Raw genomic sequence first — 24,270 nt, forward strand, 5'->3', positions numbered from 1 at the left:
GGGCACTGACACCCGTGTGGGGCGACATAGCTCTCATCTTCGTCTTCATCCTGATCGGCGGCACCTTCGCCGCCGCGGAGATGGCGATGGTGACGCTGCGCGAGAGCCAGGTCAAGCAGCTCGCAACCAAGGGCAAGCGCGGACGGGCCATCGAGCGGCTGACCAGCAACCCGAACCTCTTCCTGTCAGCCGTGCAGATCGGCGTGACCGTCTCTGGCATGCTCTCCGCTGCATTCGGCGGTGCCACGATCGCGGAGGCCATCGCGCCGGTGCTCATCGGGTGGGGAGTGCCGGAGTCCGTGGCAGCGCCCGGCGCCCTCGTGCTGGTCACGGTGATCATCTCCTACTTCTCGATCGTCATCGGTGAGCTGACCGCGAAGCGGCTCGCCATGCAGCGTGCTGAGGCCTTCGCGCTCGGACTCGCCCCGCTCGTCTCCGGCATCGCCACCCTCGCCCGGCCGCTGATCTGGTTCCTCGACATCTCGACCAACTTCCTCGTCCGGCTCCTCGGCGGCGACCCGTCGCAGGCTAAGGACCAGGTCAGCGACGAGGAGCTGCGTGCCATGGTCTCGAGCTCCTCAACGCTTGGCCTCGAGGAACGCTCGATCGTGGATGAGGTCTTCGACGCGGGGGAGCGGTCGCTGCGCGAGGTGATGGTCCCCCGCACCGAGGTGGACTTCCTGCCCGCCGACATGCCGATCGGCACGGCCTACCGCGAGGTACGAGGTGCCCCGCACTCGCGTTACCCGGTGACCGACGGGTCGAACGACCGGATCCTCGGTTTCATCCACGTGCGCGACCTGATGGACGTCGAGGGCGCTGCCCGCGACGGGGACGTGCGCTCGCTCGTGCGCGAGGTGCTCTTCCTCCCGGAGACGGTCAAGATTCTGCGTGCCCTCTCCTCGATGCGCAGCGCCCGTGCCCACATGGCGATCGTGCGCGACGAGTACGGCGGCACGGCGGGCATCGTCACCATCGAGGACCTCGTCGAGGAGCTCGTCGGCGACATCACAGATGAGTACGACAAGGACGACGACGCCGCCCGTCGTGAGGTCGACGAGGTCGACGGGCTGACCACCATCGAGGAGTTCGCCGAACTCACGGGCTACGTCATGCCCGAGGGACCCTACGACACGGTCGCCGGCTTCTTCATGGCCGAGTCCGGTCAGGTGCCTGCCCTCGGCTCGACGACGACCTTCAGCCTCCAGCCCGAGGAGAACCCCGAGGGGCCGCACGCGCGCTTCACCCTCGAGGTCAGCGCGGTCGACGGGCGCCGGGCCTCCTGGTTCGCGCTGCGCCGCGAGCCGATCCTGGAAGGCGAGGACGATGCCTGACGACGGCGCCCGGCTCCTGACCGGGCCGCGGGTCGAGCCGCTGCTGCGCGCCGCTGTCGACCACCAGGGCGGTCAGCTGCTCAGCTGGTCGCTCGACCACGTCGACGCCGCCCCCGAGCAGTCGACGACCGCCACCTATGTGGCGCAGATCCTGTGGCCGCACGGCGAGCGTACCGAACTGCTCGGGGTCAGCGCCCGGATCGGCGAGCTCGTGCCGAGCGATGAGCGGGCGGAGATCTTCGAGGACGGCCACCGCCGCGTCGCCGTGTGGCTGTACCCGAACGACCCCGACCTGCTCGGACTGCCCCGTGCCGCCTTCCCGGACCGGATGGCCGAGACGCTGAACGCCGGCTCGGTGCTGGCGCGCCCGGTCACCGCGGAGCAGCTCTCGCTGTCGATGATCGCGTATCGTCCCCGCCGCCGCGCGGTCGTCAAGGTGGTGGTCAACGACCCTCACGAGGTGTTCTACGTCAAGGTGCTGCGCGAGCGGCTGTTCGAGGACGTCCTGAACAAGCACACGCTGCTGCGCGACGCCGGGCTGCCCGCCCCGGAGGTCGCGCTGACCACCCCGGACCACCTGATGGTCACCCGTGAACTGCCGGGCATGGCGATGGCGCGCGCGCTCTTCGAGCCGGGCGACCCGTGCCGCCCGGAGGACCTGATCTCCCTGCTCGACGCCATGCCGCCCGCGGTGGCAGGCCTCGAGCGCCGACCGCCCTGGTCGGACGCGGTGGGCCACTACGCCCGGATGGTCTCGGCGACGCTGCCTGAGCTGGCGGATGAGCTCAACTGGCTCACCAACCAGATCACCAGCGGCCTGGCCCAGTATCCGCTGGGCAACGAGCCGACCCACGGGGACTTCCATGAGGGCCAGCTGCGCGTGGCGGGTGGGCGTGTCGTGGGCATGCTCGACGTCGACACCATCGGCCCCGGGCGCAGGGCCGACGACCTCGCCTGCCTGATCGGTCACCTGTCCACCATCCAGCGGATGAACCGGGAGCAGGAGACCAAGGTGCGCGACATCCTCGCCCGCTGGGTGCCCGTCTTCGACCAACGCGTGGACCCGGTCGAGCTGCGGCTGCGTGCGGCGGCCGTGGTGATCTCGCTCGCGACCGGGCCCTACCGGGGCCAGGAGATCGACTGGCGACAGCAGACGATGGGGATGATCCGCTCGGCGGGAGCCCTCGTGCGTCAGGTTGTCTGAGAAGGCCCTTCGCGGGTCGGAGGCTGCCGCCTCGGGGAGCGCATTGTTGCGGATCTGTAACGATCAAGGGGCCGAGTCCACGTTCCGGACAACTGGGCGGTATGGTCATCGTTGCCCAAAGCCATTTCCAAGGAGGATCCTTCGTGAAGAAGTCCCTGCTGAGCATGCTGGCGCTGACCAGCGCCTCTGCCCTCGCGCTGGCCGGCTGTGCCGAGCCGCCGAGCACCACCACCACGTCGCCCGACGCGACGGCCGAAACCTCGGCGGCGACCGATCCGTCTGCCGCTGCCAGCGAGACCGCGGGAACCGGCGGCGAAGCTTCCGACTTCCTCGCCTGCATGGTCTCCGACTTCGGCGGCTTCGACGACAACTCGTTCAACGAGACGGCCCACGCCGGCATGATCAAGGCCCAGGACGAGCTCGGTATCCAGACCAAGCAGATCGAGTCCAACGCCGAGGCCGAGTACGCCCAGAACGTCCGGTCGATGGTCGACGCCAAGTGCAACGCCATCATCACCGTCGGATTCGCCCTCGCGAGCGCCACCGAAGCCGCCGCGAAGCAGAACCCCGACGTCGACTTCATCATCGTCGACCACGACTCCTTCGAGGGCGTCGACAACGCGAAGGGCCTCATCTTCAACACCGCCCAGCCCGCCTTCATGGCCGGTTACGCGGCCGCGGCGATGAGCACCAGCGGCACCGTCGGAACCTTCGGTGGCGCCAAGTACCCCACAGTGACCATCTTCATGGACGGTTTCGCTGAGGGCGTGGCCTACTACAACGAGGCCAAGGGCAAGGACGTCAAGGTCATCGGTTGGGACACCGCAGCGCAGGACGGCCAGTTCGTCGGCGGCAACAACCCCTTCGGCGACATCCCCGGCGGCAAGAACACCGCCTCGACGCTGATCGCCCAGGGCGCCGACATCATCATGCCCGTCGCCGGCCCCGCCGGTGAGGGCGCGCTGCAGGCCGCCAAGGAGTCCGGTGGCAAGGTCAACGCCATCTGGGTCGACACCGACGGCTACGTCTCCCTCCCGCAGTACGGCCCGCAGATCGTCACCTCGGTCGTGAAGGCCATGGACGTCGCGGTGTTCGAGGCCATCAAGGCCGCCATGGACGGCGAGTTCAGCTCCGATCCCTACGTCGGCACGCTGGAGAACGGTGGAGCGCGGCTCGCCCCGTTCCACGACTTCGAGTCGAAGATGCCGGAGGGCCTCCAGGCCGAACTCGATCAGATCAAGGCCGACATCATCAGCGGCAAGATCACGATCAAGTCGCCGGCACAGCCCGCCTGATAACCGGTAACACCGAGCGGAGGAGGGGCGCTGAAATCAGCGCCCCTCCTCCCATCTATCTGCCCGGCGCGGGCCGTGCGAAACCGCTACGCTGACCCCACGCCGCCGAAGGAGGGCATTCCCTGTGACCACCACCACAGAACCTGAGGTGAAAACTGGCTCAGAGGTGCTGTCGCTCAACGGCATCACCAAGCGATTCGGCTCGCTCACCGCGAACGACTCCATCTCCCTCGACATCGTGCCGGGCCGCATCCACTGCCTCCTCGGCGAGAACGGGGCGGGCAAGTCGACCCTGATGAACATCCTGTTCGGACTGCTCGAGCCCGACGAGGGCGAGATCAAGTTGGGCGATCGCACGCTCACCCTGACCAACCCGAAGCAGGCCATGGCGGCGGGCATCGGCATGGTCCACCAGCACTTCATGCTGATCCCCGTGTTCACCGTCTTCGAGAACATGGTGCTCGGCCACGAGCCGAGCAGGGCAGGCGTGCTCGACCTCAATAGCGCACGAAGGAAGGTCCGCGAGCTGAGCGAACGCTACAAGCTCGACGTCGACCCCGACGCCCTCGTGGAGGACCTCCCCGTCGGCATCCAGCAGCGCGTCGAGATCCTCAAGGCCCTCGCCAACGACGCCACCTACCTGATCTTCGACGAGCCCACCGCAGTGCTCACCCCGCAGGAGATCGACGAGCTGATGCTCGTCATGAAGTCCCTGCGCGATGAGGGAAGGGCAATCGTCTTCATCACCCACAAGCTCCGCGAGGTCCGCGAGGTCGCAGACGACATCACGGTCATCCGCCGCGGAAAGGTCGTCGGTGAGGCCGAGCCCGGCACCTCGGAGGGCGAGCTCGCCGCCATGATGGTCGGCCGTTCGGTCTTACTCCAGGTGGACAAGGAGGAGGCGAAACCCGGGGCGGAGCGCCTCGTGATCGACGGGCTGACCGTCGCCAACGCGTCCGGCGCCGTCGCCGTCGACGACCTCAGCCTCACCGTGCGCGGCGGCGAGATCGTCTGCATCGCCGGCGTCCAGGGAAACGGCCAGACCGAGCTGTCCGAGGCCATCCTCGGCACGACGATGCCGGTCTCGGGCACGGTCACCCTCGACGGGGTCGACATCACGACGGCAAAGCCTGCGCGCACCATCAAGGCCGGTCTCGGCTACGTTCCCGAGGACCGTCACCGCGACGGGTTCGTTGGCGAGTTCTCGATCGCCGAGAACCTCGTGCTCGACAACCTCGACGCCTACTCCCGTTTCGGCTCGCTCGACCTCCGCGCGATTGCGGAGAACGCAAAGGCCAGGATCGAGGAGTTCGACATCCGTTCCAGCTCCTACACCCAGCCGGTGAAGTCACTGTCGGGCGGCAACCAGCAGAAGGTCGTCCTTGCGCGTGAGCTCTCCCGCCCCCTGACGCTGCTGCTGGCCTCCCAGCCGACCCGTGGCGTCGACGTCGGGGCGATCGAGTTCCTGCACAAGCGCATCGTCGCCGAGCGCGACCGGGGCACCGCCGTGCTGATCGTCTCGACCGAGCTCGAGGAGGTCGAGTCGTTGGCTGACCGGATCGCCGTGATGTACCGCGGCCGGATCGTCGGGATCGTCGACCCGGACACACCCCGCGACGTGCTCGGCCTCATGATGGCGGGCGTCAGCTACGACGACGCCGTCGCAACCGTCCAGGAAGGCAGCACCAATGAGTGACAAGCGCATCCAGCCGCGTCCGGCATGGGTGACCTCGACCATCATCACCATCGCCTCCCTGCTTCTGGCCTTCGTCGTCAGCGCGGTGATCATGGTGATCGCCGACGCCGAGGTGTCATCCAAGTGGGCCTACTTCTTCTCGCGCCCGGGCGATGCGCTCGCCGCGTCCTGGGACAAGATCGCGCGCACCTTCCACGCGATGTGGGTCGGGTCGGTGGGCTCGGTCTCCGCCATCACCAACACCACCCGTGAGGCCGCACCCCTGATCTGCGCCGGCCTCGCGGTTGCGGTCGCCTTCCGCGCCGGGCTGTTCAACATCGGTGCCCAGGGCCAGGCGATGATGGGCGCGCTCTGCGCAGCCTACGTCGGCTTCACGGTCAAGGGGCTTCCGCTGTTCCTGCACCTGCCGCTCGTGATCATCGTCGGCATGCTCGCGGGCGCCGTCTGGGGCGGCATCGTCGGCATCCTCAAGGCCCGCTCCGGTGCCCACGAGGTGATCCTGACCATCATGATGAACTACGTGGCGACCAGCCTGCTCGCCTACGCCATGCTGCAGCCGGCCTTCCAGGCTTCGGGCCGCAACGACCCGATCTCGCCCGTGCTCGAGTGGAGCGCCACCATGCCGCGGGTCGCCGGGACGAGCCTGCACCTCGGCTTCCTGATCTCGATCATCGCGGCCGCCGTCGTCTGGTGGATCCTCGAGCGCACCAAGTTCGGCATCAACCTCCAGGCCATCGGCCTCAACCCCAACGCGGCCGCGGTCGCCGGTGCGAGCGTGCCCAACATCACCGTGATCACGATGGCGATGGCAGGCTCCTTCGCCGGACTCGGCGGCGTCATGATGGTGACCGCGCCCGACGTGCTGACCGGTAGCCCGCCGCAGATGACGGGCGCGATCATCGGAACCCTCGGCTTCGACGCGATCACCGTCGCGCTGCTCGGCCGCTCGCACCCCGTCGGCGTGATCCTCGCCGGACTCCTGTTCGGCGCCCTCAAGGCCTCCCGCCGCACCATGGTGACGATGGCTGAGACGCCCGACAAACTCACCGACCTCATCCAGGCGCTCGTGGTGCTCTTCGTCGCCGCGCCCGCCTTCGTGGCTTCGGTGATGCCCTTCCTGAAGGAACGCAAGGTGAAGAACCAGTCAGTCCCCGTTGCGAAGGTGGCCGAGGCATGAGCAGCGAAACCGTCCTGATCACCCCCGAGATCGCGGCCCCCGAGGTCGTCGAGTCTCCCCAGGCCCGCTCGCAGCGCATCGCGACCGGCAGCCTCGTCACCATCGTCGGCCTCGTGCTGTTCTGGATGGCGTTCACGGTGCACAAGGAGGGCGTGATCGCCCTGTCCGACGCGTTCGCCGAGGTCAAGCTGCCCGAGATCCATCTCCCAGGCACCGCGACGGTGCTGGTGTGCGCGATCCTGGTCATCGCCTCCGGGGTCGCGATCCTCTCCGGCAAGCTGCCGAAGTGGGCCCGCACCCTCGCCGGTCTCGTGGCGGGCGTCGCCCTTCTCGTCGGCTTCCTCGCCTGGGTAGCGGCAAGCTCCGAGCTTCCGTTCACCCTGACCAGCCAGCTGAACCTCACCCTCGAGTACGCCACGCCGCTGTTCTTCGGCGTGCTCGGCGGCGTGCTCGCTGAGCGCGCGGGCGTGGTCAACATCGCGATCGAGGGCATGTTCCTCACGGCGGCCTTCGCCGCCTCGCTGACCTTCTCGATGACGCAGTCGTTCATCGCCGGGCTCGTGGCGGCGGCGCTCGCCGGGCTCCTGATGGCCGGTGTGCTCGCCGTGTTCACGCTTCGCTACCTCGTCGAACACGTCATCATCGGCGTGGTGATCAACGTGCTTGCGAGCGGCCTGACCGGGTTCGTCTACCAGCAGCTCGTCGCAAAGGACATGGCGGCCTACGCCAACGTCCAGCCGATGCTGCCTGTCGCGATCCCGCTGCTCGACCAGATCCCGTTCTTCGGCCCGATCCTGTTCAACCTGCGCCCCCTGACCTACATGGCGTTCCTGTCGATCCCGCTCGTGTGGTTCCTGCTCTACAAGACCAGGTGGGGCCTGCGGGTCCGCTCGGTCGGTGAGCACCCCATCGCGGCCGACACCGTCGGCATCAACGTGATCCGGACGAAGGCCTCCGCCGTGCTGCTCGGCGGTGTGTTCGCGGGCCTCGGCGGCGCCTACTTCACCATCGGTTCGGTCGGCCCGTTCCAGGACAACAACCCGACGGCGGGCAACGGCTTCATCGCGCTCGCGGCCGTCATCATGGGTCGCTGGAACCCGATCCTCGGCGCGCTGACCGCGCTGTTCTTCGGCTTCCTGCGCGCTCTGGCCCAGACCACCAAGCCGATGCAGCTGCCCATCCCGAGCGACTTCATCGAGATGCTTCCCTACATCGCAACCATCGTGGCCGTCGCGGGTCTCGTCGGACGCGTGCGCGCACCCGCTGCCGACGGCATGCACTTCGTGAAGACGCACTGATGAACATCGACTGGGACCGGCTCAAGGCGGAGGCCGACCGCGTCCAGGTGCTGGCGTACGCGCCCTACTCGGGCTACCGGGTGGGCGCGGCCGCTCTGGTCGACGACGGCCGGATCGTCACCGGCTGCAATGTGGAGAACGCCGGCTACGGCGTCACGCTGTGCGCCGAGTGCGGGCTGGTCTCCGACCTGGTCGCCACGGGCGGCGGGCGGCTCGTGGCGTTCACCTGTGTCAACGGTGACCGGGAGCTGATCACCCCGTGCGGGCGGTGCCGCCAACTGCTGTACGAGCACGGCGGCGACGAGCTCGTGGTGCAGACCCCCGAGGGTCTGCGTACGATGGCCGAGATGCTGCCGCAGGCCTTCGGCCCCTCGAACCTGAACCCCTGACCCTGGAAGTGACCCGCATGCTCAGTGCCGACGTGATCCGATCTCTGCCGAAGGTCGCGCTGCACGACCACCTCGACGGAGGACTGCGCCCTGCAACGGTACTCGAGCACTGCGCCGAGGCCGGTCACCCCCTCCCGGCGGAGACGCCCGAGGAGTTGGCGACGTGGTTCTACGAGGCCGCCGATTCCGGATCGCTCGTTCGTTACCTGGAGACGTTCGATCACACCATCGCCGCCATGCAGACGGCAGAGCACCTCCGGCGCGTCGCCCGCGAGTTCGTCGTCGACCAGGCCGCCGACGGCGTGGTATACGCCGAGGCGCGGTGGGCGCCCGAACAGCACCTGAGGAATGGACTCACGCTCGACGAGGCGGTCGAGGCCGTGCGCGACGGCCTCGCCGAGGGCATGCGGGAGGCCGCAGGCAGGGGCAACAAGATCGTCGCCCGGCAGATCGTCACCTCGATGCGGCACGCCGAGCCGACCCTCGAGATCGCCGAACTCGCCCTGCGCTACCGCGACGACTCGGTGTGCGGGTTCGACATCGCCGGCGCCGAGGACGGTTTCCCGCCCTCGCGGTTCGCACCCGCCTTCGACTTCCTCAAGCGCAACAACATGTTCTTCACCATCCACGCGGGGGAGGCGTTCGGCCTCCCTTCGATCTGGGAGGCGGTGCAGGTCTGCGGGGCCGACCGGCTCGGCCACGGCGTGCGGATCGTCGAGGACATCGAGATCGTGGACGGGTCGGCCCGGCTCGGCCGGTTGGCCGCCTATGTGCGCGACGCGCGGATCCCGCTGGAGGTGGCCCCCTCGTCGAACCTGCAGACGGGCATCGCGGACGAGCTGGCCGACCATCCGGTCGAACTGCTCAAGGATCTCGGCTTCAACGTCACCGTCAACTGCGACAACCGGCTGATGAGCGCCACCACCATGACCCGCGAGTACGAGCGGCTGGTGGAGACGTTCAACTGGGACCTGGACGATCTCGAGCTGACCACGATCAACGCGATGCGCGCCGCATTCCTGCCGCACGATCAGCGCGAGTCGATCGTGCGTGAGGTGATCCGGCCCGCCTACGCCGCCGCCCGCGCCTGAGATGGCCGAGCCCCGGTTCCTTCCCGCCCCCGATGCCGAGACGCAGCGGATCAGCCTCCGGCGTCGTCGCGACGGTGGCGCCCTGAGTGACGTGGTCGGACACCTGATCGCGGCAAACGACGAGTGGATGGTCGTGCTCCCCGAGGACCGTGCCGAGGTGTGGATCCCGCGCGGAGAGGTCGAGAGCGTCCGCAAGGTGCCGGAGCGGGTCGTGCTGCCTGCCTCGGATGCCGACGGCCTCGAGCGGGTCTTCGACCGGACCTGGCCGGGGCTGCGCCGTGCGCGGTTGGGCGGCTGGATCCTGCGGGCCGGGCGCGGAGTGACGGGTCGGGCGAACTCCGCGCTCGCCGTCGGCGATCCCGAGCTTCCGTTCGAGGAGGCGGCGGCGGCCGTCGAGCGCTGGTCGAAGGCCCCCGCGAAGCTGCAGGCGGTCGTCGGGGGTCGACCGTTCGAGGAGGCGCTCGCCGCCGGGTTCGTCGCGGCAAAGGAGACGGTCGTGATGATCCGCGACGCAACCCAGCCCGGGAGCGTGGGCTACGCGAGCGGCGAGGCGCCTGACGAGGCGTGGATCCGTCTGTCCGGCATGGGGGAGGACCAACTCGCCGAGGTGACCGCCGCGCCCGCGTCCTACCTGCGCATCTCGGACGTGGCGATCGGCCGCGTCTGCGTCGCCGACCGGTGGGCGGTGCTCAGCTGCATCGAGGTCGCGGAGTCGGCGCGCGGGCTCGGCCACGGCAGGGCGATGCTGCACGCGCTGATCGTCGAGGCGTCCCGGCTCGGCGCGCGGCACCTCGGCCTCCAGGTCGAGGCGTCCAACACGATCGCGCGAACTTTGTACGACGCCGAGGGGTTCACCGAGCACCACCGCTACGCCTACCTGAGCCGCCCGTGAGCGGCGCCGCCTACGACGGCAGGGCCGCCGGCTACGACGCGCTCATCGGGTCGCGCTGGTACAACGCCCTCGCCTGGGGAACCGACCCTGCCGACTACACGGCCTTCGCCCGTGAGGCCGTCGGTTAGGCGGAGGGCCACTGTTGAGCGCGCAGCGGGAACGGTCGTCGCCACGGCGGCCCTCTACCGCGACAGCCGCCGTCCGATCACGGTGACGGCTCACCCCTTGAGGTAGGCCGCCAGGTGCTCGCCTGTCATCGTGCCCGAGCCGGCCAGCTCGGCCGGGGTGCCCTCGAAGACGACGAGCCCGCCGTCGTGCCCGGCACCCGGCCCCATGTCGATGATCCAGTCGGCGTGGGTCATCACGGCGAGCGAGTGCTCGATCACGATCACCGAGTTGCCCTGCTCAACGAGCCGGTCGAGCATGGTGAGCATCGCGTCGATGTCGGCCATGTGCAGCCCGGTCGTCGGTTCGTCGAGGACATAGATCCCCGCCCCCTCGCCCATCCGGATCGCCAGCTTGATCCGCTGGCGTTCGCCTCCGGAGAGAGTGGAGAGCGGCTGGCCGAGCTTGAGGTAGCCGAGGCCGACGTCCATCAGCCTCCCAAGGATCTTGCCCACGTTGCCGGAGGTGAAGACCTTCGCCGCCTCGGCGATCGGCAGGTTCAGCACGTCGGCGATGTTCAGGCCGAGCAGCGTGTACCGGAGCACGTCGTCGGTGTAGCGGCGGCCCTCGCAGACCTCGCAGGTGTTGGCGACGCCTGCCATCATGCCGAGGTCGGTGTAGACCACGCCCAGGCCCTTGCAGTTGGGGCAGGCGCCCTCGGAGTTGGCGCTGAAGAGCGCAGGCTTGACCCCGTTGGCCTTTGCGAAGGCGGTGCGGAGCGGGTCGAGCACGCCGGTGTAGGTGGCGGGGTTGGAGCGGATCGAGCCGCGGATGGCCGTCTGGTCGACCACGCGCAGGTCGCCCGCGCGGGCCATCGAGCCGTCCGCGATGGACCCGTGGATGAGGCTCGACTTGCCAGAGCCCGCGACGCCGGTGATCACGGTGAGGACGCCGAGCGGGACGTCGACGTCCACGTCGCGCAGGTTGTGCGTCGAGGCGCCCCGGATCTCGAGGTGATCCTTCGGCTTGCGGGGGTTCTCCCTGAGGATGGGGGTGACCTCGAGGTGCTCCCCGGTCAGCGAACCCGAGGCCCGCAGGCCGTCGACGTCGCCGGTGTAGATGATCCGGCCTCCGTGCGTGCCCGCACCCGGGCCGATGTCGACGATGTGATCTGCCCGCTTGATCACCTGCGGCTTGTGCTCCACCACGAGCACGGTGTTGCCCTTGTCGCGGAGGCGCTGCAGCAGGCTGGTCATCCGGTCGATGTCGTGCGGGTGGAGGCCGACGGTCGGCTCGTCGAAGACGTAGGTGATGTCGGTGAGCGCCGAGCCGAGGTGGCGGACCATCTTGACGCGCTGCGCTTCGCCCCCGGAGAGGGTGCCCGACTCGCGGTCGAGCGACAGATAGCCGAGGCCGACCTCGACGAGCGAGCCGAGCAGGTCGGCCAACGCGACAAGCACCGGCCGTGCGCGCTCCGCCTGACCGGAGTCGCGCAGGCGCTCCACCCAGACGAGCAGGTCGGAGATCTGCCAGCCGAGCGCCTCGGGCAGTGTCGCTTCCTCAACGGTCGCCGTCCTGGCTGCCTCGTTGAGCCGGGTGCCTCCACAGTCTGGGCAGGGCTGAAAGGTGCCGATCCGCTCCGCGAACTCGCGGGCGTGCTTCTGGCCGGGTGCCTTCTCCGGGTTGAGGAACATCCGCTTGACCCGGGGGATCACCCCCTCGTAGGTCATGTTCATGCCCTGGGCCTTCACCTTCGTGGGCTCCTGGTACATGAGGTAGTTGAAGCTTTCCTCGGGGAGGTCCTGCAGCGGCACGGTGGGGTCCAGGTTGGGGTTCTCGGCGTAGCCCTTCCAGTACCAGGTGCCGACTCCCATGCCGGGAACGGTGATGGCTCCGTCGTTCAGGGAGAGGGTGCGCTCGACGATCAGCGACTCGTCGACGGCCGAGACCTTCCCGTTGCCCTCACAGGCGGGGCACATGCCCTGGGGCGTGTTGAAGGAGAAGAAGAAGCTCGGCCCGACCTCCGGGGTGCCGAGACGCGACCAGACCAGGCGCATCAGGTTGTTCACGTCGGTGGCGGTGCCGACGGTGGAGCGGGAGTTGGCTCCCATCCGCTCCTGGTCGACCACGATGGCGGCGGACAGGTTCTCGAGCGCGTCGACGTCGGGGCGCGACGGCGAGGCCATGAAGGACTGCACGAAGGCCGGGTAGGTCTCGTTGATCAGGCGCTGCGATTCGGCGGCGATGGTGCCGAAGACGAGCGAGGACTTGCCTGAACCGGACACTCCGGTGAAGACGGTGAGCTGACGCTTCGGGATGTCGACGTCCACGTCGCGGAGGTTGTTGACGCGCGCTCCGCGCACGCGGATCTGATCGCGGGAGGTCATGCGCAGAAGTATGACACCCGCCACCCACCGAAGCGTGCCTCAGGCATCTGGGTCAGGGGCGCTGAGGTGGGTGTGGATGCGCGCCCCGTCGTCGTTGAAGATGCTGATCACCTGCGCGGGTCGAGGCCCGTCCGCCGAGATGGCGTGCGGGGTTCCCGTGTCGAACTCGGCGGCCTCGCCATGGGCGCGGGAAACCTCGCAGGCGCTGCGGCGAACGGGGCTCTGGTGGAGGAGGACGTGGCCGCTGCCCGCGGGTGAACCGTCCCGGCACACTATTGTCTACCTGTGATCGTTGCCGCCGCTGATGGTTCCTCCCTCTCCAATCCCGGCCCCGCGGGCTGGGCGTGGTACATCTCCGACGACGCCTGGGCGGCAGGCGGCTGGGAGCACGGCACCAACAACATGGGCGAACTCATGGCCGTGCTCGACCTGCTGCGCTCCACCTCGCACGTCGACGAGCCCCTGAAGGTCCTGTGCGATTCCCAGTACGTGATCAACTCACTCACCAAGTGGCTGCCCGGCTGGAAGCGCAAGGGGTGGAGGAAGGGTGACGGGAAGCCGGTCCTCAACGTCGAACTGATGAAGGAGCTCGACGCCGAACTGGCCGGGCGCGACGTGAGCTTCGAGTGGGTGAAGGGACACGCAGGCCACGCCATGAACGAGGCGGCAGATCTGCGGGCCAGGGCGGCCGCCACCGCCTACCAGGCGGGCAGGAAGCCCGACGAGGGGCCTGGCTTCCCGGACGTCGCCCGCCCGACGGCGCGCACCGACTTCTCCGTCGGCCAGGTCGACGAGCAGCCCGACCTCTTCTCCGGCGACTTCTCCGCTCCGGCACCGCAGGCCGTGGCAGGCAGCGCGGCACCCCGCGCGAAGGCGGCCGTGGTGAGGGCGGTCAAGGCGCTCTCCGGTGGGCAGGACGCCGTGCGCAGCCACCCGGAACTGGTGGTGCTCGCCGGAGGCTCGGAGGGCCGCTCACTTCCGTGGGAACCCGGCACCGAGCTCGCGCTGGTCAGCGTTGACGCCGTCGGCGAGGAGGCCTGCCTCGCGCGGGTCGTGGTCGACGGGAGCCCGGCCGCGCTGCTCTGGCAGCAGGTGCCCGGCGCCTGGGCGTTGCGCTTCGCCGCCGTCGGCTGAGCGCCGCATCTTCCCTGCCGGGTGGTTGCCGCGCAGGGGGTGGCGCGCGGCGGTGGCGCGCTGGTGCAGGTGGTCAATGGAACGCAACGACGAAGGGATCGCCTACTTCTGCGAGCGGGTGGAAAGGTGCCGCGACGACGTCGACCTCCTCCTGCTCTACGGCTCCTACCTGACGGGGGACGCGGGGCCCCGCTCCGACGTCGACCTGTGCTTCGTCCCCGCCACTGAGCGGGGCTGGCAGGTCGCCGAGACCTTCATACCAGCGGGTCGGCTACGACCTGTTCGGCAGGCATGGACTGGTCGCGCGTCGAGCGGATCACCCAGCTCACCGAGTCGTTGACGCCCGACTCGCGCATCCTCTACGCCCGCACGCCCGGGGCGGAGGAGCGGCTGCTTGATCTGCGGGCCCGCCTCGTGGACCGCCTCGGGCACCCGGCTGTCTCACACGCCCGCGCCGTCGACCGGCTCAACCTGGCGGCGGTCGAGCGCGACCTCGCGGCTGGCTCGCTCACCATGGCGAGGGCGCGGGAACACGCGGCGTTCGCCCTCGTCGCGCTCAGCGAGGCGGTGGCGCTGTCCCAGGGCCGCTACTTCATGCGGGGACTGAAGCGTCTGCACGCCGACCTGGCCTCCCTGCCGTGGCTGCCTGCCGGGATGCTGCAACGCTTCGACGATGTCATCCGCGCCGAGGACCACGCACGGTTGGAGGGTGGCCTGTGCGCCATTCTCGAGGCGGTCGCGTCGTTCCTTTCGGTGCGTGCGCCGTGGCCGCACGCAGATGGGAGGAGGATCGACGCCTCCGCCCGCTGCTCGACGGGGTGCTCGCCCACTGGTACGAGGAGGTCTCTTCTACCTTCCTGAAGCTGCGCACCTGCGCCGAGAGCGGCGACTGGCGGCTGGCGTTCCTCACGGCTGCGAACCTCCAGCGCTCGCTGCGGGTCGATGCGGGCGTCCCGTTGGAGGTCGAACTGCCGGGCAGCTACGTCGCCGACGACCTCTGGTCGATGGTGGACGCGTCCGCCGACCTCGCGCTGGCGATCGAGGTCATGCTGGAGCGGGCGGGGAGGCCGCCGCGTCGCTTCGAGTCGGCCGACCAGTTGCGCGCCGCCGGTTGACGGTGCAGGCGGGCGTCTGCCCTTTCGAGACGGCCGACGCCGACCATCAGAGACGCTCAGCGCCGTCGGTAGAGCTGGCGTGCAGGCGTCGCATGGCGGAGGCCCGGCCCAGCGGCGGTAGTCTGACCATGCCCCACCCGTGAAGGAGAGCCGATGATCGAGATCCTCAGCCCGGCGAAGGTGGCCCGTGCCAGGGTCACCGGCGCGCTTGTCGCAGAGATCCTGCAGACCATGAAGAGCCGTGCCGTCGTCGGCACGAACCTGTTGGAGATCGACGGCTGGGTCCGGGAGATGATCGAGGCTGCGGGCGCCGAGTCCTGTTACGTCGACTACGCCCCGTCGTTCGGCAACGGCCCCTTCGGGCACTACATCTGCACGGGGGTCAACGACGCCGTCCTGCACGGTCTCCCGCACGACTACGCGCTCGCCGACGGGGACCTCCTCTCGCTCGACCTCGCCGTGCTCAAGGACGGCGTGGCCGCAGACGCCGCGATCAGCTTCATCGTGGGGGAGTCGCGCCCGGCCGAGAGCGTCGCGATGATCGAGGCGACCGAACGTGCCCTTGCCGCGGGCATCGCCGCCGCCGGTCCCGGGAAGGCGATCGGCGACATCTCGCACGCGATCGGCAGGTCGCTGCGCGACTCGGGCTACGAGATCAACACCGACTTCGGCGGCCACGGCATCGGCTCGACGATGCACCAGGACCCGCACATTCCCAACGCTGGCCGGGCAGGACGCGGCTACCGGATGCGCCCCGGCCTGATGCTTGCCATCGAGCCGTGGGTGATGCAGGACACGGACGAGCTGGTCATGGATCCCGACGGCTGGACGCTGCGCAGCGCCACCGGCGCCCGCACCGCGCACACGGAGCACACGATCGCGATCACTGGCAAGGGCGCGGAGATCCTGACCCTTCCGCCTCAGTAGGTGCCGTCGTAGTAGTACCAGCGACCGTCGTCGAAGAAGAAGCGGCTGACCTCGCGTAACTCGCCCCGTCCGTCGGGTGAGGTGAAGGATGCGGTGAAGGTGACCGTCCCCTCCGTGTCCCACGCCTTCCCGTCGCTTGTCGCGTCGATCCGCAGCCCGGTCCACTCCGTGTCGGGGTCCAGGTCGAGCGTTTCGGGCCGGGTGTCGGGATGCCAGGTGTCGAGGAGGTAGTCGCCGAACTCCAACGCGAATGCCGTGTAGCGCGAACGCATCAGGGCAAGCGCCGTCGGGGCGGGGCGCCCCGAGTGCCACCTGCCGCAGCAGTCGTCGTAGAGCTTGCCGGTGTTACAGAGGCAGGTCGTCGTCATGGTGAGAGCAGTCTAGGCCCGGTGGTAGGGGATCGGCTCGCTTCGGGGGTCACGCTGGAAGAGGCGCGCCTGGTTACGGCCTGGGCGGTCACTGCCAGCGGGTTGAACCGGCCCCGCGCATCGTGGTCAACCCGGCGACACCAAGACTGGCAAGTGCAAGCCACCAGTGCTGTGGCCGGACCTGCAAGGCCCTTCCCGTGATGTCGGCAAAGCCCAGGGCAGTCGCCAGAGTGTCGCCAGCCAGGAGCCAGAGCACCGAGATCAGCGACGCTGTCAGCACACCCGACGCCTGCCACAGTGAGACTGCAAGGACGGAGCAGGTGAGCAGCACGCCGACGATGAAGGCCTCATACAGGCCCTTGACCAGCGGCTGATCCGACAGGAACCACGCCATGGCCATCGGCGCTAGGACCCCGAAGGCCATCGCCATCCGCAACCCGAGGTACACGGGGCGAGCCCTCGGAAGCGTGGCTGTGATCTCCGGAGTGGGATCGATGAGCAGCACCCCACCCAGGACAGGCAACCACGCGACGACGAACTGGCGAGCGTAACGGCGACCATCCGCGCCCGGCAGATACATCGAGTCATTCCTGAAGGCGAGCAGGCACGCGACCGCCACCAACATGATCACGATGAAGACGGGCCACCGCCATAGTCGTGCCGATGCGGTGATGCTCATCCGAGTGGCTCATAGGTGTCCATGGCATCCGCCAGAACGAAAGGCAGGTAGATCGCAAAAGCCGCGCCGATTCCTGCGATGCACACGAGCAGTGCCCACCAGGGGCGATGCCTTCCACGATGAGTCACGAAGATCAGCCCGGACCAGATCGCCACCGCTGTGACGATGTTGAGCCAGGTGGTGGCGGCGAGGAATCTGGGGATCGGCCTACCGCCCGTGACCATCCACGTGGCCATCTCGGTGGTGAACAGTTCCGGCCAGCCATGCCAGAAGAAGATCCTGTGAGCCAGGAACAACGCGAACAAGGTTCCCGGGATGCTCCAGAAGGTCGGGAGGAGCAGGGCGACGGCTGATCCTACGGCGATCCCCGCGAGCAGAGCGAACGGTGCTGTCAACAGTTGCCACGGCAACGTGACGCCGCGTGGGTCGGCCTGACATAGCCAACACACCAGAGCGCAGATGCCAAGTGCGACCAGCTGAACTGCGAACCCTTGGACAGCCACCGCTGCCGAGATGTGCGCCACCGGCCTCCATCTCTGTACGTGGGCAGGTAGGCCCTGTTGGACCTCGCCGTTGACATTGATCAACACCAACGCCACGACACCCGCAGCGGCCACGGGCGACATCAGCAGTGTCGCGCCGCTCCAGACCGACAGCATCCACGACCAGTCGACCCGCCACCCGAACGGGACCCCGTCAACAGGCTGCACATTGTACAGCACCATCAACTGCGCAACTGCGAGAATCGGCAGGATCACCTTCCAGGACGCCTTGATCCACATGAAGACAGCGCTCATTCCTCGGGGTCTCCGATCAGGGAGAGCAGCCAGGATTCGTTGACCTCCGATGTGAGAGGCCCCTGATGCACGACCCGCCCTTCACGCAACACGACCACCGAGGTGGCAAGAGACAACACGTCTTCGATGATGTGGCTTGACAGCAGAACCGTGCCCTTTGCTCGCCCCCGGATGAGCTCTACCATCGTGGCCCGTTGTCTGGGGTCGAGGCCCGTGCTCGGTTCATCCAGCAGCAGCGTGCCGGCTTGCGCCGCCAACGCCTGCGCGAACCAGACCCTTCGCACCATGCCGCCAGAGAGCTTCTTCAGTTTGTCTTCGGCCCGGCCGGCCAGCCCGACAGCGTCAAGCGCCTGCATGGCCTGGGACCTGGCTTCACTTCGGCCCTTGCCGCGCATCCAGGTGAGATACGCAACGAAGTCCAGTGCGGTGAGGTCCCTCGGCACTGCCGCTGTCTGTGGCATGAAGGCGATCCTGTTGAGCGCGCTCTTGCGCTCTCTCCTGGCATAGGGATTCAGATCGTCGATCGTCACGCGACCTGATGTGGGGCTCAGCGCTCCCGACACGGCTCTCAGCAGTGTCGTCTTTCCGGCGCCGTTTGCCCCAAGCAGCGCGGTGACTCCCTCGGTCAACTGAAGGAAAACCTCAGAGACCGAGGGAGTCGCTGTCCTCGGATACCGGACGGTGAGGGCGTTGACCTTGATCAACTAGATCCGGCCCTGCGACTGGGATCCGCATGGATCGATCGCCCACGCGACGTCAACGCACACCAGTTGGCGCACCGTAGGACACCTTATTGGCGACGCTCTTGTAGGAGGTGCTCGTGGTGTTAAGGCTCCGCACCCCCACGACCTGGGAATAGTTCCAGGCAGAGGCTTGGACGTAGATACCCCTCCCGTTGTAGACACCCGCCTTCGCTGTGGCATTGTTTCGGACGTACAGGATGTCCATTGCGGGCTCTTCGTACTTGCGGTGGGGTCGGGGGCGACACGCCGGGTGAGCGGGGTGGGCTGAGGTAGGGGTCGGGGCCCTCAGGATCAGGAGTTACCAAGCTTCTTATCCACCGAGGACCCCGACTGTGTCTGAGCCTACGACGTGTGCTGCGCGCTGCCCCCATGACGACGCCTACTGCGACAACTGTGACCGTCTGGTCGGCTTGCCCGGCGTGCACGTCATCGGAGTGGACCGGCGACCTGCCGGGCTGGTGGTCGAGGTCGAGTCCCCACCAGCGATGATGGGCTGCCCGACCTGCGGGGTGGTAGCCCGCAGCCATGGCCGACGGACGGTCACCTTGGTCGACATCCCCTGCTTCGGAGCCCCGACACGCGTGCGTTGGCGCAAACGCACGTGGACGTGTCCCGAGCCGTCCTGTCCCGTAGGGGTGTTCACCGAGCAGGACGAACAGATCGCCAAGCCACGCGCGATGCTCACCACCCGGGCGTGTCGCTGGGCGACCGAGCAGGTCCGACGCGAGCACGCCAGCATCGCCGGGCTGGCTCGGCAGTTGGCCACCACGTGGCGGACTGTGTGGACCAGCATCGAGCCGATCCTGCAGCGTGCCGCCGCTGATGAGTCCCGGTTCGCCGGCGTGACCACGCTTGGGGTGGATGAGCACCTGTGGCACCACGTGAGCCCCCGCAAGCGTGGCCCCAAGGAGCTCACCGGCATGGTCGACCTCACTCGTGACAAGGACGGACGCGTCCATGCCCGGCTGCTCGATCTGGTGCCGGGACGTTCGGGCACCGTGTACAAGACGTGGCTCGACCAGCGCGGGAAGGGGTTCAAGGCCGGGGTCGAGGTCGCCACCCTGGACCCGTTCCGCGGCTACAAGAACGCCATCGACGACAAGCTCGCCGACGCCACCGCCGTCCTTGATGCGTTTCATGTGGTCGCTCTGGCCAGCCGGGCCGTAGATGAGGTCCGCCGCCGCGTGCAGCAGGAGATCCACGGCCACCGGGGTCGTTCCGGCGACCCGCTCTACGGGATCCGTAACATCCTGCGTTGCGCGGCCGAACGGCTCACAGACAAGCAACACGCCCGCCTCGCCGCGGCGATCGCCGCCGATGACCGCCACGACGCCGTCCACGTCGCCTGGCAGTGCGCCCAGAAGGTTCGAGCCGCCTACGCCCACCCCGACCCAGCCAAGGGCCGCCAGATTGCCGAGCAAGTCGTCGACGGGTTCCCCTCCTGCCCGATCCCCGAGATCGCCCGACTCGGCCGCACCCTCAGACAGTGGAAAGACGCCTTCCTGGCCTACTTCGACACCGGCCGCGCATCCAATGGCGGCACCGAGAGCATCAACGGGCTCATCGAGCTCCACCGACGCATCGCCAGAGGCTTCCGCAACCGCGAGAACTACCGACTACGCATGCTCCTCATCGGCGGCGGACTCAACCTCGACCCACCGCAGGTATGAAGAGCCCCATTGCGACATTCCCATATGCCGTGCCCGCCGTTTTACCCGACTGCACCACGGTCTTGCCTGAGTAGCTGTATGCAGCATCTGCGGTTGGAGCGAGTACGCCGTAGGCGAGACACCCGACGACTGCCGCTCCGATGAGGTTCTTCTTGAGGGACATTCTTAGTTCATTCCGTTGGGTGGTCAGAAACTACTGCATATGGAGCCGACTAGGGTCGAAATCGGCTGAAGTACTGACATTCGGCCTGGATTGGTCAATTAGCGCGCGTCAAGTGCTCGCATCGCTTCGGCCCTGGAAATACCCACGCCCTGCGGGGTGCAGGTCGCACGGATGTGGGTGGAGCCTTGGATACACGCCGGCCGAGGTCGGCCTTGATGGCGAGTGACCCAAGACCCGATCAGGAGCTCGACCCCCAGTCGAGGCTGAGGGGGTGGTCGCGCTCGGCCGCGTACTCACCGCCCAACAGGAGGCAGTCCTGGGTGAGGTCCAGCTCGGAGCCGGCGACGTCGATCAGGAGCCGCTCGACCCCGCGTTCGCAGCGACCGTTGTTCGCCCAGCTGATCAGCAGGCCCGCCCCGTCGCCGGGCTCGAGGGTGGGCGCCGTGCCGAGCGTGTCGTAGCTGAGGCCGTGGACCGTCGCGTCCGGGTCGACTCCTGTGAACACCGCGCCGCTCAGATCGACCGCGGCCTCGGAACAGTTGATGAACCACACGCTCATGAACTGGGTCCCCGTCGCCGCGTCCCTGCCAGTGACGACGGCGTCGAGGCCCTCGCGCCCGGTGCAGTCGGTCGGCGGTTCGGGAAACGGATCCTCCTCGACCGGATGCGCCGACGTGGTGGCGCTCAGAGTCGGGGTCGGCGTCGGTGCGGGCTCGTAGGGGACCGACGCCACCTGGGTCGTCGTGCAGCCGCCCGCGAACGCCGCCAGCAGGATGGCGGCCGCGATCTTCCTCATGGGCCGAACCTAGCGCTGGGCCTGCGTCGCCGCATCACCCCGCGGTGGGTCGCCGGAGGGCCTCTGGTCGCATGCCACCAAGAGCCACTTTTCCGGACTCGTTGAGGCCGAGTCGACGTTGTCTGCAGTCGATGCGTTTCTCTCATGAACGAACCCGGAAAAGTGGCTCTTGTTACCGATGTGTGGGTCGGGGGTGAGGGACACGCCGCTTCTGGCTAGGTTCTTGTTTGTCTAGGAACAGGACCTGAAAGCGAGAAGCGGCGTGCTTGGTTCCAGGGTATGTGCCCGGCTGGTTGGTGTCGAGAACACGGTCGTCGAAGCGATGGACTTCGATGAGGTATCGGGAGATCTGGTGGTGCGGGTCAGGCCGTTCAAGCGGTGCATGAACCGGTGCGGGATATGCGGGAGCCGGAGCCCTCGGTTCGACAGGGGCCGGGGACGTCGTCGGTGGCGCAGCCTGGACGCGGGAACTACTCGGGTGTTCCTTGAGGCCGACGCTCCGCGGGTGTCGTGTCCTGCCCACGGGGTGGTCGTCGCGCAGGTTCCGTGGGCTCGTCATGGAGCCGGTCACACCTGCGAGTTCGACGCGCAGGTCGCCTGGCTGGTCACGCAGTGCTCGAAACGTGGTGTCAGTGAGTTGATGCGGATTGCCTGGCACTCGGTTGGAGCGATCATTGAGAGGGTCTGGGAAGACACCGCGTCAACGTTTGACCGGTTCGCTGACCTGACCAGGATCGGTGTCGATGAGATCAGCTACAAACGCGGACACAAGTACCTCACCGTGGTGGTCAACCACGACACCGGGCGCCTGGTCTGGGCCGCTCCTGGACGTGACAAAGCGACGCTGAACCAGTTCTTCGACGAGCTCGCCGCGTCCGGAGACGCTGCTGGCCAGGACCGGGTCGCGATGATCAGCCACGTGAGCGCTGACGGGGCGAACTGGAGCAAATCAGTGATCCGGAACCGCTGCCCCAGGGCGGTGCTGTGTGCTGACCCGTTCCATGTCGTGAAATGGGTCACCGAGGCCCTCGACACGGTCCGCAGACAGGCCTGGAGCGCAGCGACCGGACGCCGCCGTCACGACCCTGAAACAGGGCAGCAGCCCCGCTCTGTCGGGCAGGCTCAACGCCTTCAGCATTCCCGGTTCTCGATCTGGAAGAACCCGGAGAACCTCACTGCTAACCAGCAGGTCCAACTCGACTGGATACGAACGTCTCACCCCACCCTGTTTCGGGCCTACCTGCTGAAAGAAGCCATGCGCACCTTGTTCAAACTCTCCCCCCAGGAAGCCCCGGCAGCGTTCGATCACTGGATCAGTTGGGCCCGCCGCTCACGCATCCCCGCGTTCGTCGACCTACAACGCCGGATCATGAAACACCGCGACGAGATCCTCGCCTCGATCACCCACGGTCTATCCAACGGACTGATCGAATCAGTCAACACCAAGATCCGACTGATCACCCGAATCGCGTTCGGGGCTCTTCACAGAAGTGAGTGGATCAGGGGTCTGAACCCGCCAGCGTCGAGTAGGCATCTGGCGACGTAGTTGACGATGCTGCGGAAGCCTCGGGCTGTGCCGCGGAGGTGTTCGAGCAATCCGTTGATCGCTTCGGTGGGGCCGTTCGAGGTGCCGGGGTGGTCGAAGAACGCGAGGATGTCATCGCGGCGCCGTTTCATCGTCTGCCCGAGCGAGCGGAGCTCGTCGAGGCCGGCGGGAACCCCGGCCTTGATGGCGTCGATCACCCGAGTCATGATCTTCTTCCCCTCGGCTGGGTCGGGGGCCTGGTAGGCGTCGATCACGTCCTGGTAGATGCTCCAGGTGACCTCGAACGCGACATGCCGCTCGTCGGCGAGGACCTTCGCGAGCCGGTGCTGCTGCTTCTCTGTGAGCAGCGAAGCGCGGGTGCGGGCGACGCGTCGGATGCCGTAGAGCGGGTCACCGGAGCGGCCCCGATGCCCCAGTGTCTCTTGCTGGATGCGTTGCCTGCAGCGGTCGAGTTTGTCACCGACCAGGGCCACGACATGATACGGATCCATTACGGTGGTGACGGTGTCGATGGCTTCGACGGCGGCGCTCTTGTAGCCGGTGAATCCGTCCATCGCGACGATCTCCACTCGGTTCCGAAACGAGTCGGTCTGGGCTTCGAGCCAGGTCTTGAACGCCTGCTTCGAGCGGCCCTCGACCACGGCCAGCAGGCGTGAGGGACCGGTTCTGGTCCTTGTCGGGGTCAGGTCGATGATGACGGTGACGTACTTGTCGCCGTGTCGTGTGTGTCGCCACGCGTGCTCATCGACGCCGACAATGGTGACCCCATCAAGCCGGTCTGGGGTGTCGATGAGCAGTTCGGTGCCGGCGGCCAGGATCGCGTCCGAGGCGGTGTTCCAGGCGACGCCGAGGTTGGCCGCGACCCGGGCGATCGACATCCGGTCGACCACGACCTGCTTGACCGCCAACATGATCGCGTCACGCGACAGCTTCCCCTTCGACGGCGCCGCCGCCGTGATGCTGTGACGCCAGATCCGTCGACACGGTACGCACCGGTAGCGAGGGACGACCACCTCCAGGATCGTGGGCTTCCACCCGAACGGCACATGCGCCAACCTGCGCAGCACCGCATCGTGCCGGACGCCCGGCCCGGCGCAGCCCGGACACGGCGATGGCGGTGTGGTGGGGCGGCAGCGCAGCACTGTGTGGTCGGGTTCGACGCGCTGGGCGGTCACGGACAGCCCGAGACGGTCCAGCCGGCAGAACGTATCGAGGCAGGGTGGGGTAGCGTTTCGCACAAGGGCCCTTGGGTTTTCAGATGTGGCTTAGACACCTTCATCCTGCCAACCCGAGGGCCCCCACTACCAGCCCGACCCTCCGGAGCGCCTCCGAGCCGGGTCGCTCAGATGCCGCCCTTGGCTCCACTGCCTTCTGTGAAGAGCCGCGTTCGGCTTCCACGGACCCGAACCCCTCATCGCCCTCGCGATGCTGAACCTCGCAGGCCCCAAACCCAGCCTCCCAGGC

At 67.8% G+C, this 24,270-nt stretch carries 23 protein-coding genes and 1 pseudogene; 17 read left to right on the plus strand and 7 right to left on the minus strand.

Annotation, left to right across the window (positions count from 1 at the left end; genetic code table 11):
• Nucleotides 1-5 precede the first annotated feature (5 nt).
• The 10 genes from BW733_RS13125 to BW733_RS19795 all read left to right on the plus strand — a co-directional run bounded on the left by BW733_RS13125 (nucleotide 6) and on the right by BW733_RS19795 (nucleotide 10,504).
• On the plus strand, nucleotides 6-1,334 hold the full coding sequence (locus tag BW733_RS13125) for a hemolysin family protein (RefSeq protein ID WP_077351139.1): 1,329 nt from the start codon (nucleotides 6-8) through the stop codon (nucleotides 1,332-1,334).
• Entirely contained in the window at nucleotides 1,327-2,538 is a 1,212-nt protein-coding gene (locus tag BW733_RS13130) for a phosphotransferase (RefSeq protein ID WP_077351141.1), read from the plus strand. Before BW733_RS13125 ends, BW733_RS13130 begins: the two co-directional genes overlap by 8 nt.
• 143 nt (nucleotides 2,539-2,681) lie before the next feature.
• The gene (locus BW733_RS13135; RefSeq protein ID WP_179947117.1) at nucleotides 2,682-3,833 is read left to right on the plus strand and encodes a BMP family lipoprotein; all 1,152 of its coding nucleotides are present in this window, start codon (nucleotides 2,682-2,684) and stop codon (nucleotides 3,831-3,833) included.
• 148 nt (nucleotides 3,834-3,981) lie between these two features.
• Nucleotides 3,982-5,529, plus strand: a complete 1,548-nt coding sequence (locus tag BW733_RS13140; RefSeq protein ID WP_237268199.1) for an ABC transporter ATP-binding protein — start codon at nucleotides 3,982-3,984, stop codon at nucleotides 5,527-5,529.
• On the plus strand, nucleotides 5,522-6,706 hold the full coding sequence (locus tag BW733_RS13145; RefSeq protein ID WP_077351145.1) for an ABC transporter permease: 1,185 nt from the start codon (nucleotides 5,522-5,524) through the stop codon (nucleotides 6,704-6,706). The genes BW733_RS13140 and BW733_RS13145 overlap by 8 nt, the downstream gene beginning before the upstream one ends.
• On the plus strand, nucleotides 6,703-8,004 hold the full coding sequence (locus tag BW733_RS13150) for an ABC transporter permease (protein ID WP_077351147.1): 1,302 nt from the start codon (nucleotides 6,703-6,705) through the stop codon (nucleotides 8,002-8,004). Before BW733_RS13145 ends, BW733_RS13150 begins: the two co-directional genes overlap by 4 nt.
• Nucleotides 8,004-8,393: a cytidine deaminase gene (locus BW733_RS13155; RefSeq protein ID WP_077351149.1), complete on the plus strand. Its 390-nt coding sequence runs from the start codon at nucleotides 8,004-8,006 to the stop codon at nucleotides 8,391-8,393. The genes BW733_RS13150 and BW733_RS13155 overlap by 1 nt, the downstream gene beginning before the upstream one ends.
• 17 nt (nucleotides 8,394-8,410) lie before the next feature.
• On the plus strand, nucleotides 8,411-9,484 hold the full coding sequence (locus tag BW733_RS13160) for an adenosine deaminase (RefSeq protein WP_077351151.1): 1,074 nt from the start codon (nucleotides 8,411-8,413) through the stop codon (nucleotides 9,482-9,484).
• Between the two features lies 1 nt (nucleotide 9,485).
• A complete protein-coding gene (locus tag BW733_RS13165) occupies nucleotides 9,486-10,376 on the plus strand; it encodes a GNAT family N-acetyltransferase (protein WP_077351153.1) in 891 nt (296 codons plus the stop codon).
• Nucleotides 10,373-10,504 (plus strand): hypothetical protein, encoded by a 132-nt coding sequence (locus BW733_RS19795; protein ID WP_257787448.1) that lies wholly within the window; start codon nucleotides 10,373-10,375, stop codon nucleotides 10,502-10,504. The genes BW733_RS13165 and BW733_RS19795 overlap by 4 nt, the downstream gene beginning before the upstream one ends.
• Nucleotides 10,505-10,594: 90 nt before the next feature.
• Here BW733_RS19795 and BW733_RS13170 read toward each other — a convergent pair whose 3' ends face one another.
• On the minus strand, nucleotides 10,595-12,868 hold the full coding sequence (locus BW733_RS13170; RefSeq protein WP_077351155.1) for an ATP-binding cassette domain-containing protein: 2,274 nt from the start codon (nucleotides 12,866-12,868) through the stop codon (nucleotides 10,595-10,597).
• A 285-nt stretch (nucleotides 12,869-13,153) separates the two neighbouring features.
• On the opposite strand from BW733_RS13170, the gene BW733_RS19895 reads away from it, so the two are divergent.
• The 5 genes from BW733_RS19895 (at nucleotide 13,154) to map (ending at nucleotide 16,044) form a co-directional block, all read left to right on the plus strand.
• Nucleotides 13,154-14,002: a ribonuclease H family protein gene (locus tag BW733_RS19895; RefSeq protein WP_077351159.1), complete on the plus strand. Its 849-nt coding sequence runs from the start codon at nucleotides 13,154-13,156 to the stop codon at nucleotides 14,000-14,002.
• Between the two features lie 76 nt (nucleotides 14,003-14,078).
• A complete protein-coding gene (locus tag BW733_RS20155; RefSeq protein WP_152024712.1) occupies nucleotides 14,079-14,342 on the plus strand; it encodes a nucleotidyltransferase domain-containing protein in 264 nt (87 codons plus the stop codon).
• Nucleotides 14,294-14,863 (plus strand): hypothetical protein, encoded by a 570-nt coding sequence (locus BW733_RS13185; RefSeq protein ID WP_077351161.1) that lies wholly within the window; start codon nucleotides 14,294-14,296, stop codon nucleotides 14,861-14,863. The genes BW733_RS20155 and BW733_RS13185 overlap by 49 nt, the downstream gene beginning before the upstream one ends.
• Entirely contained in the window at nucleotides 14,821-15,117 is a 297-nt protein-coding gene (locus BW733_RS13190; RefSeq protein ID WP_077351163.1) for a hypothetical protein, read from the plus strand. The genes BW733_RS13185 and BW733_RS13190 overlap by 43 nt, the downstream gene beginning before the upstream one ends.
• 153 nt (nucleotides 15,118-15,270) lie before the next feature.
• Entirely contained in the window at nucleotides 15,271-16,044 is a 774-nt protein-coding gene (map, locus tag BW733_RS13195; protein ID WP_077351165.1) for a type I methionyl aminopeptidase, read from the plus strand.
• Here the strand turns inward: map and BW733_RS13200 are convergent.
• From BW733_RS13200 to BW733_RS13215, 4 genes are all read right to left on the minus strand, one after another.
• Nucleotides 16,038-16,412 carry a YchJ family protein gene (locus BW733_RS13200; protein ID WP_077351167.1) on the minus strand — a complete coding sequence of 125 codons (375 nt, stop codon included), beginning with the start codon at nucleotides 16,410-16,412 and terminating at the stop codon, nucleotides 16,038-16,040. The genes map and BW733_RS13200 overlap by 7 nt on opposite strands.
• Nucleotides 16,413-16,500: 88 nt before the next feature.
• The gene (locus BW733_RS13205; protein ID WP_077351169.1) at nucleotides 16,501-17,091 is read right to left on the minus strand and encodes a hypothetical protein; all 591 of its coding nucleotides are present in this window, start codon (nucleotides 17,089-17,091) and stop codon (nucleotides 16,501-16,503) included.
• Nucleotides 17,088-17,888, minus strand: coding sequence for a hypothetical protein (locus BW733_RS13210; protein ID WP_077351171.1), 801 nt, complete (start codon nucleotides 17,886-17,888; stop codon nucleotides 17,088-17,090). The genes BW733_RS13205 and BW733_RS13210 overlap by 4 nt, the downstream gene beginning before the upstream one ends.
• Nucleotides 17,885-18,592, minus strand: coding sequence for an ABC transporter ATP-binding protein (locus BW733_RS13215; RefSeq protein WP_077351173.1), 708 nt, complete (start codon nucleotides 18,590-18,592; stop codon nucleotides 17,885-17,887). Before BW733_RS13215 ends, BW733_RS13210 begins: the two co-directional genes overlap by 4 nt.
• 371 nt (nucleotides 18,593-18,963) lie before the next feature.
• On the opposite strand from BW733_RS13215, the gene BW733_RS13220 reads away from it, so the two are divergent.
• Complete coding sequence (locus BW733_RS13220; RefSeq protein WP_202970205.1) at nucleotides 18,964-20,301, plus strand: ISL3 family transposase; 1,338 nt, start codon at nucleotides 18,964-18,966, stop codon at nucleotides 20,299-20,301.
• Between the two features lie 401 nt (nucleotides 20,302-20,702).
• Here BW733_RS13220 and BW733_RS13225 read toward each other — a convergent pair whose 3' ends face one another.
• Nucleotides 20,703-21,260, minus strand: coding sequence for a hypothetical protein (locus tag BW733_RS13225; RefSeq protein WP_077351175.1), 558 nt, complete (start codon nucleotides 21,258-21,260; stop codon nucleotides 20,703-20,705).
• 262 nt (nucleotides 21,261-21,522) lie between these two features.
• Between BW733_RS13225 and BW733_RS13230 the strand changes: the two are divergent.
• Nucleotides 21,523-22,737 (plus strand): annotated as a pseudogene (locus BW733_RS13230) (ISL3 family transposase); the annotation flags it as partial.
• A 5-nt stretch (nucleotides 22,738-22,742) separates the two neighbouring features.
• Here BW733_RS13230 and BW733_RS13235 read toward each other — a convergent pair.
• Nucleotides 22,743-24,044, minus strand: coding sequence for an ISL3 family transposase (locus tag BW733_RS13235; RefSeq protein ID WP_077351179.1), 1,302 nt, complete (start codon nucleotides 24,042-24,044; stop codon nucleotides 22,743-22,745).
• Between the last annotated feature and the right edge of the window lie 226 nt (nucleotides 24,045-24,270).

This window comes from Tessaracoccus flavescens, assembly GCF_001998865.1.
Classification (GTDB): domain Bacteria; phylum Actinomycetota; class Actinomycetes; order Propionibacteriales; family Propionibacteriaceae; genus Arachnia; species Arachnia flavescens.

Excerpts from the sequence above, each read along its gene's own strand:
- BW733_RS13130 (WP_077351141.1), top strand. The coding sequence starts at position 1,327 with ATGCCTGACGACGGCGCCCGGCTCCTGACCGGGCCGCGGGTCGAGCCG.
- BW733_RS13145 (WP_077351145.1), top strand. The coding sequence starts at position 5,522 with ATGAGTGACAAGCGCATCCAGCCGCGTCCGGCATGGGTGACCTCGACC.
- BW733_RS13150 (WP_077351147.1), top strand. The coding sequence starts at position 6,703 with ATGAGCAGCGAAACCGTCCTGATCACCCCCGAGATCGCGGCCCCCGAG.
- BW733_RS13155 (WP_077351149.1), top strand. The coding sequence starts at position 8,004 with ATGAACATCGACTGGGACCGGCTCAAGGCGGAGGCCGACCGCGTCCAG.
- BW733_RS13160 (WP_077351151.1), top strand. The coding sequence starts at position 8,411 with ATGCTCAGTGCCGACGTGATCCGATCTCTGCCGAAGGTCGCGCTGCAC.
- BW733_RS13165 (WP_077351153.1), top strand. The coding sequence starts at position 9,486 with ATGGCCGAGCCCCGGTTCCTTCCCGCCCCCGATGCCGAGACGCAGCGG.
- BW733_RS13170 (WP_077351155.1), bottom strand. The coding sequence starts at position 12,868 with ATGACCTCCCGCGATCAGATCCGCGTGCGCGGAGCGCGCGTCAACAAC.
- BW733_RS20155 (WP_152024712.1), top strand. The coding sequence starts at position 14,079 with ATGGAACGCAACGACGAAGGGATCGCCTACTTCTGCGAGCGGGTGGAA.
- BW733_RS13185 (WP_077351161.1), top strand. The coding sequence starts at position 14,294 with ATGGACTGGTCGCGCGTCGAGCGGATCACCCAGCTCACCGAGTCGTTG.
- map (WP_077351165.1), top strand. The coding sequence starts at position 15,271 with ATGATCGAGATCCTCAGCCCGGCGAAGGTGGCCCGTGCCAGGGTCACC.
- BW733_RS13200 (WP_077351167.1), bottom strand. The coding sequence starts at position 16,412 with ATGACGACGACCTGCCTCTGTAACACCGGCAAGCTCTACGACGACTGC.
- BW733_RS13205 (WP_077351169.1), bottom strand. The coding sequence starts at position 17,091 with ATGAGCATCACCGCATCGGCACGACTATGGCGGTGGCCCGTCTTCATC.
- BW733_RS13210 (WP_077351171.1), bottom strand. The coding sequence starts at position 17,888 with ATGAGCGCTGTCTTCATGTGGATCAAGGCGTCCTGGAAGGTGATCCTG.
- BW733_RS13225 (WP_077351175.1), bottom strand. The coding sequence starts at position 21,260 with ATGAGGAAGATCGCGGCCGCCATCCTGCTGGCGGCGTTCGCGGGCGGC.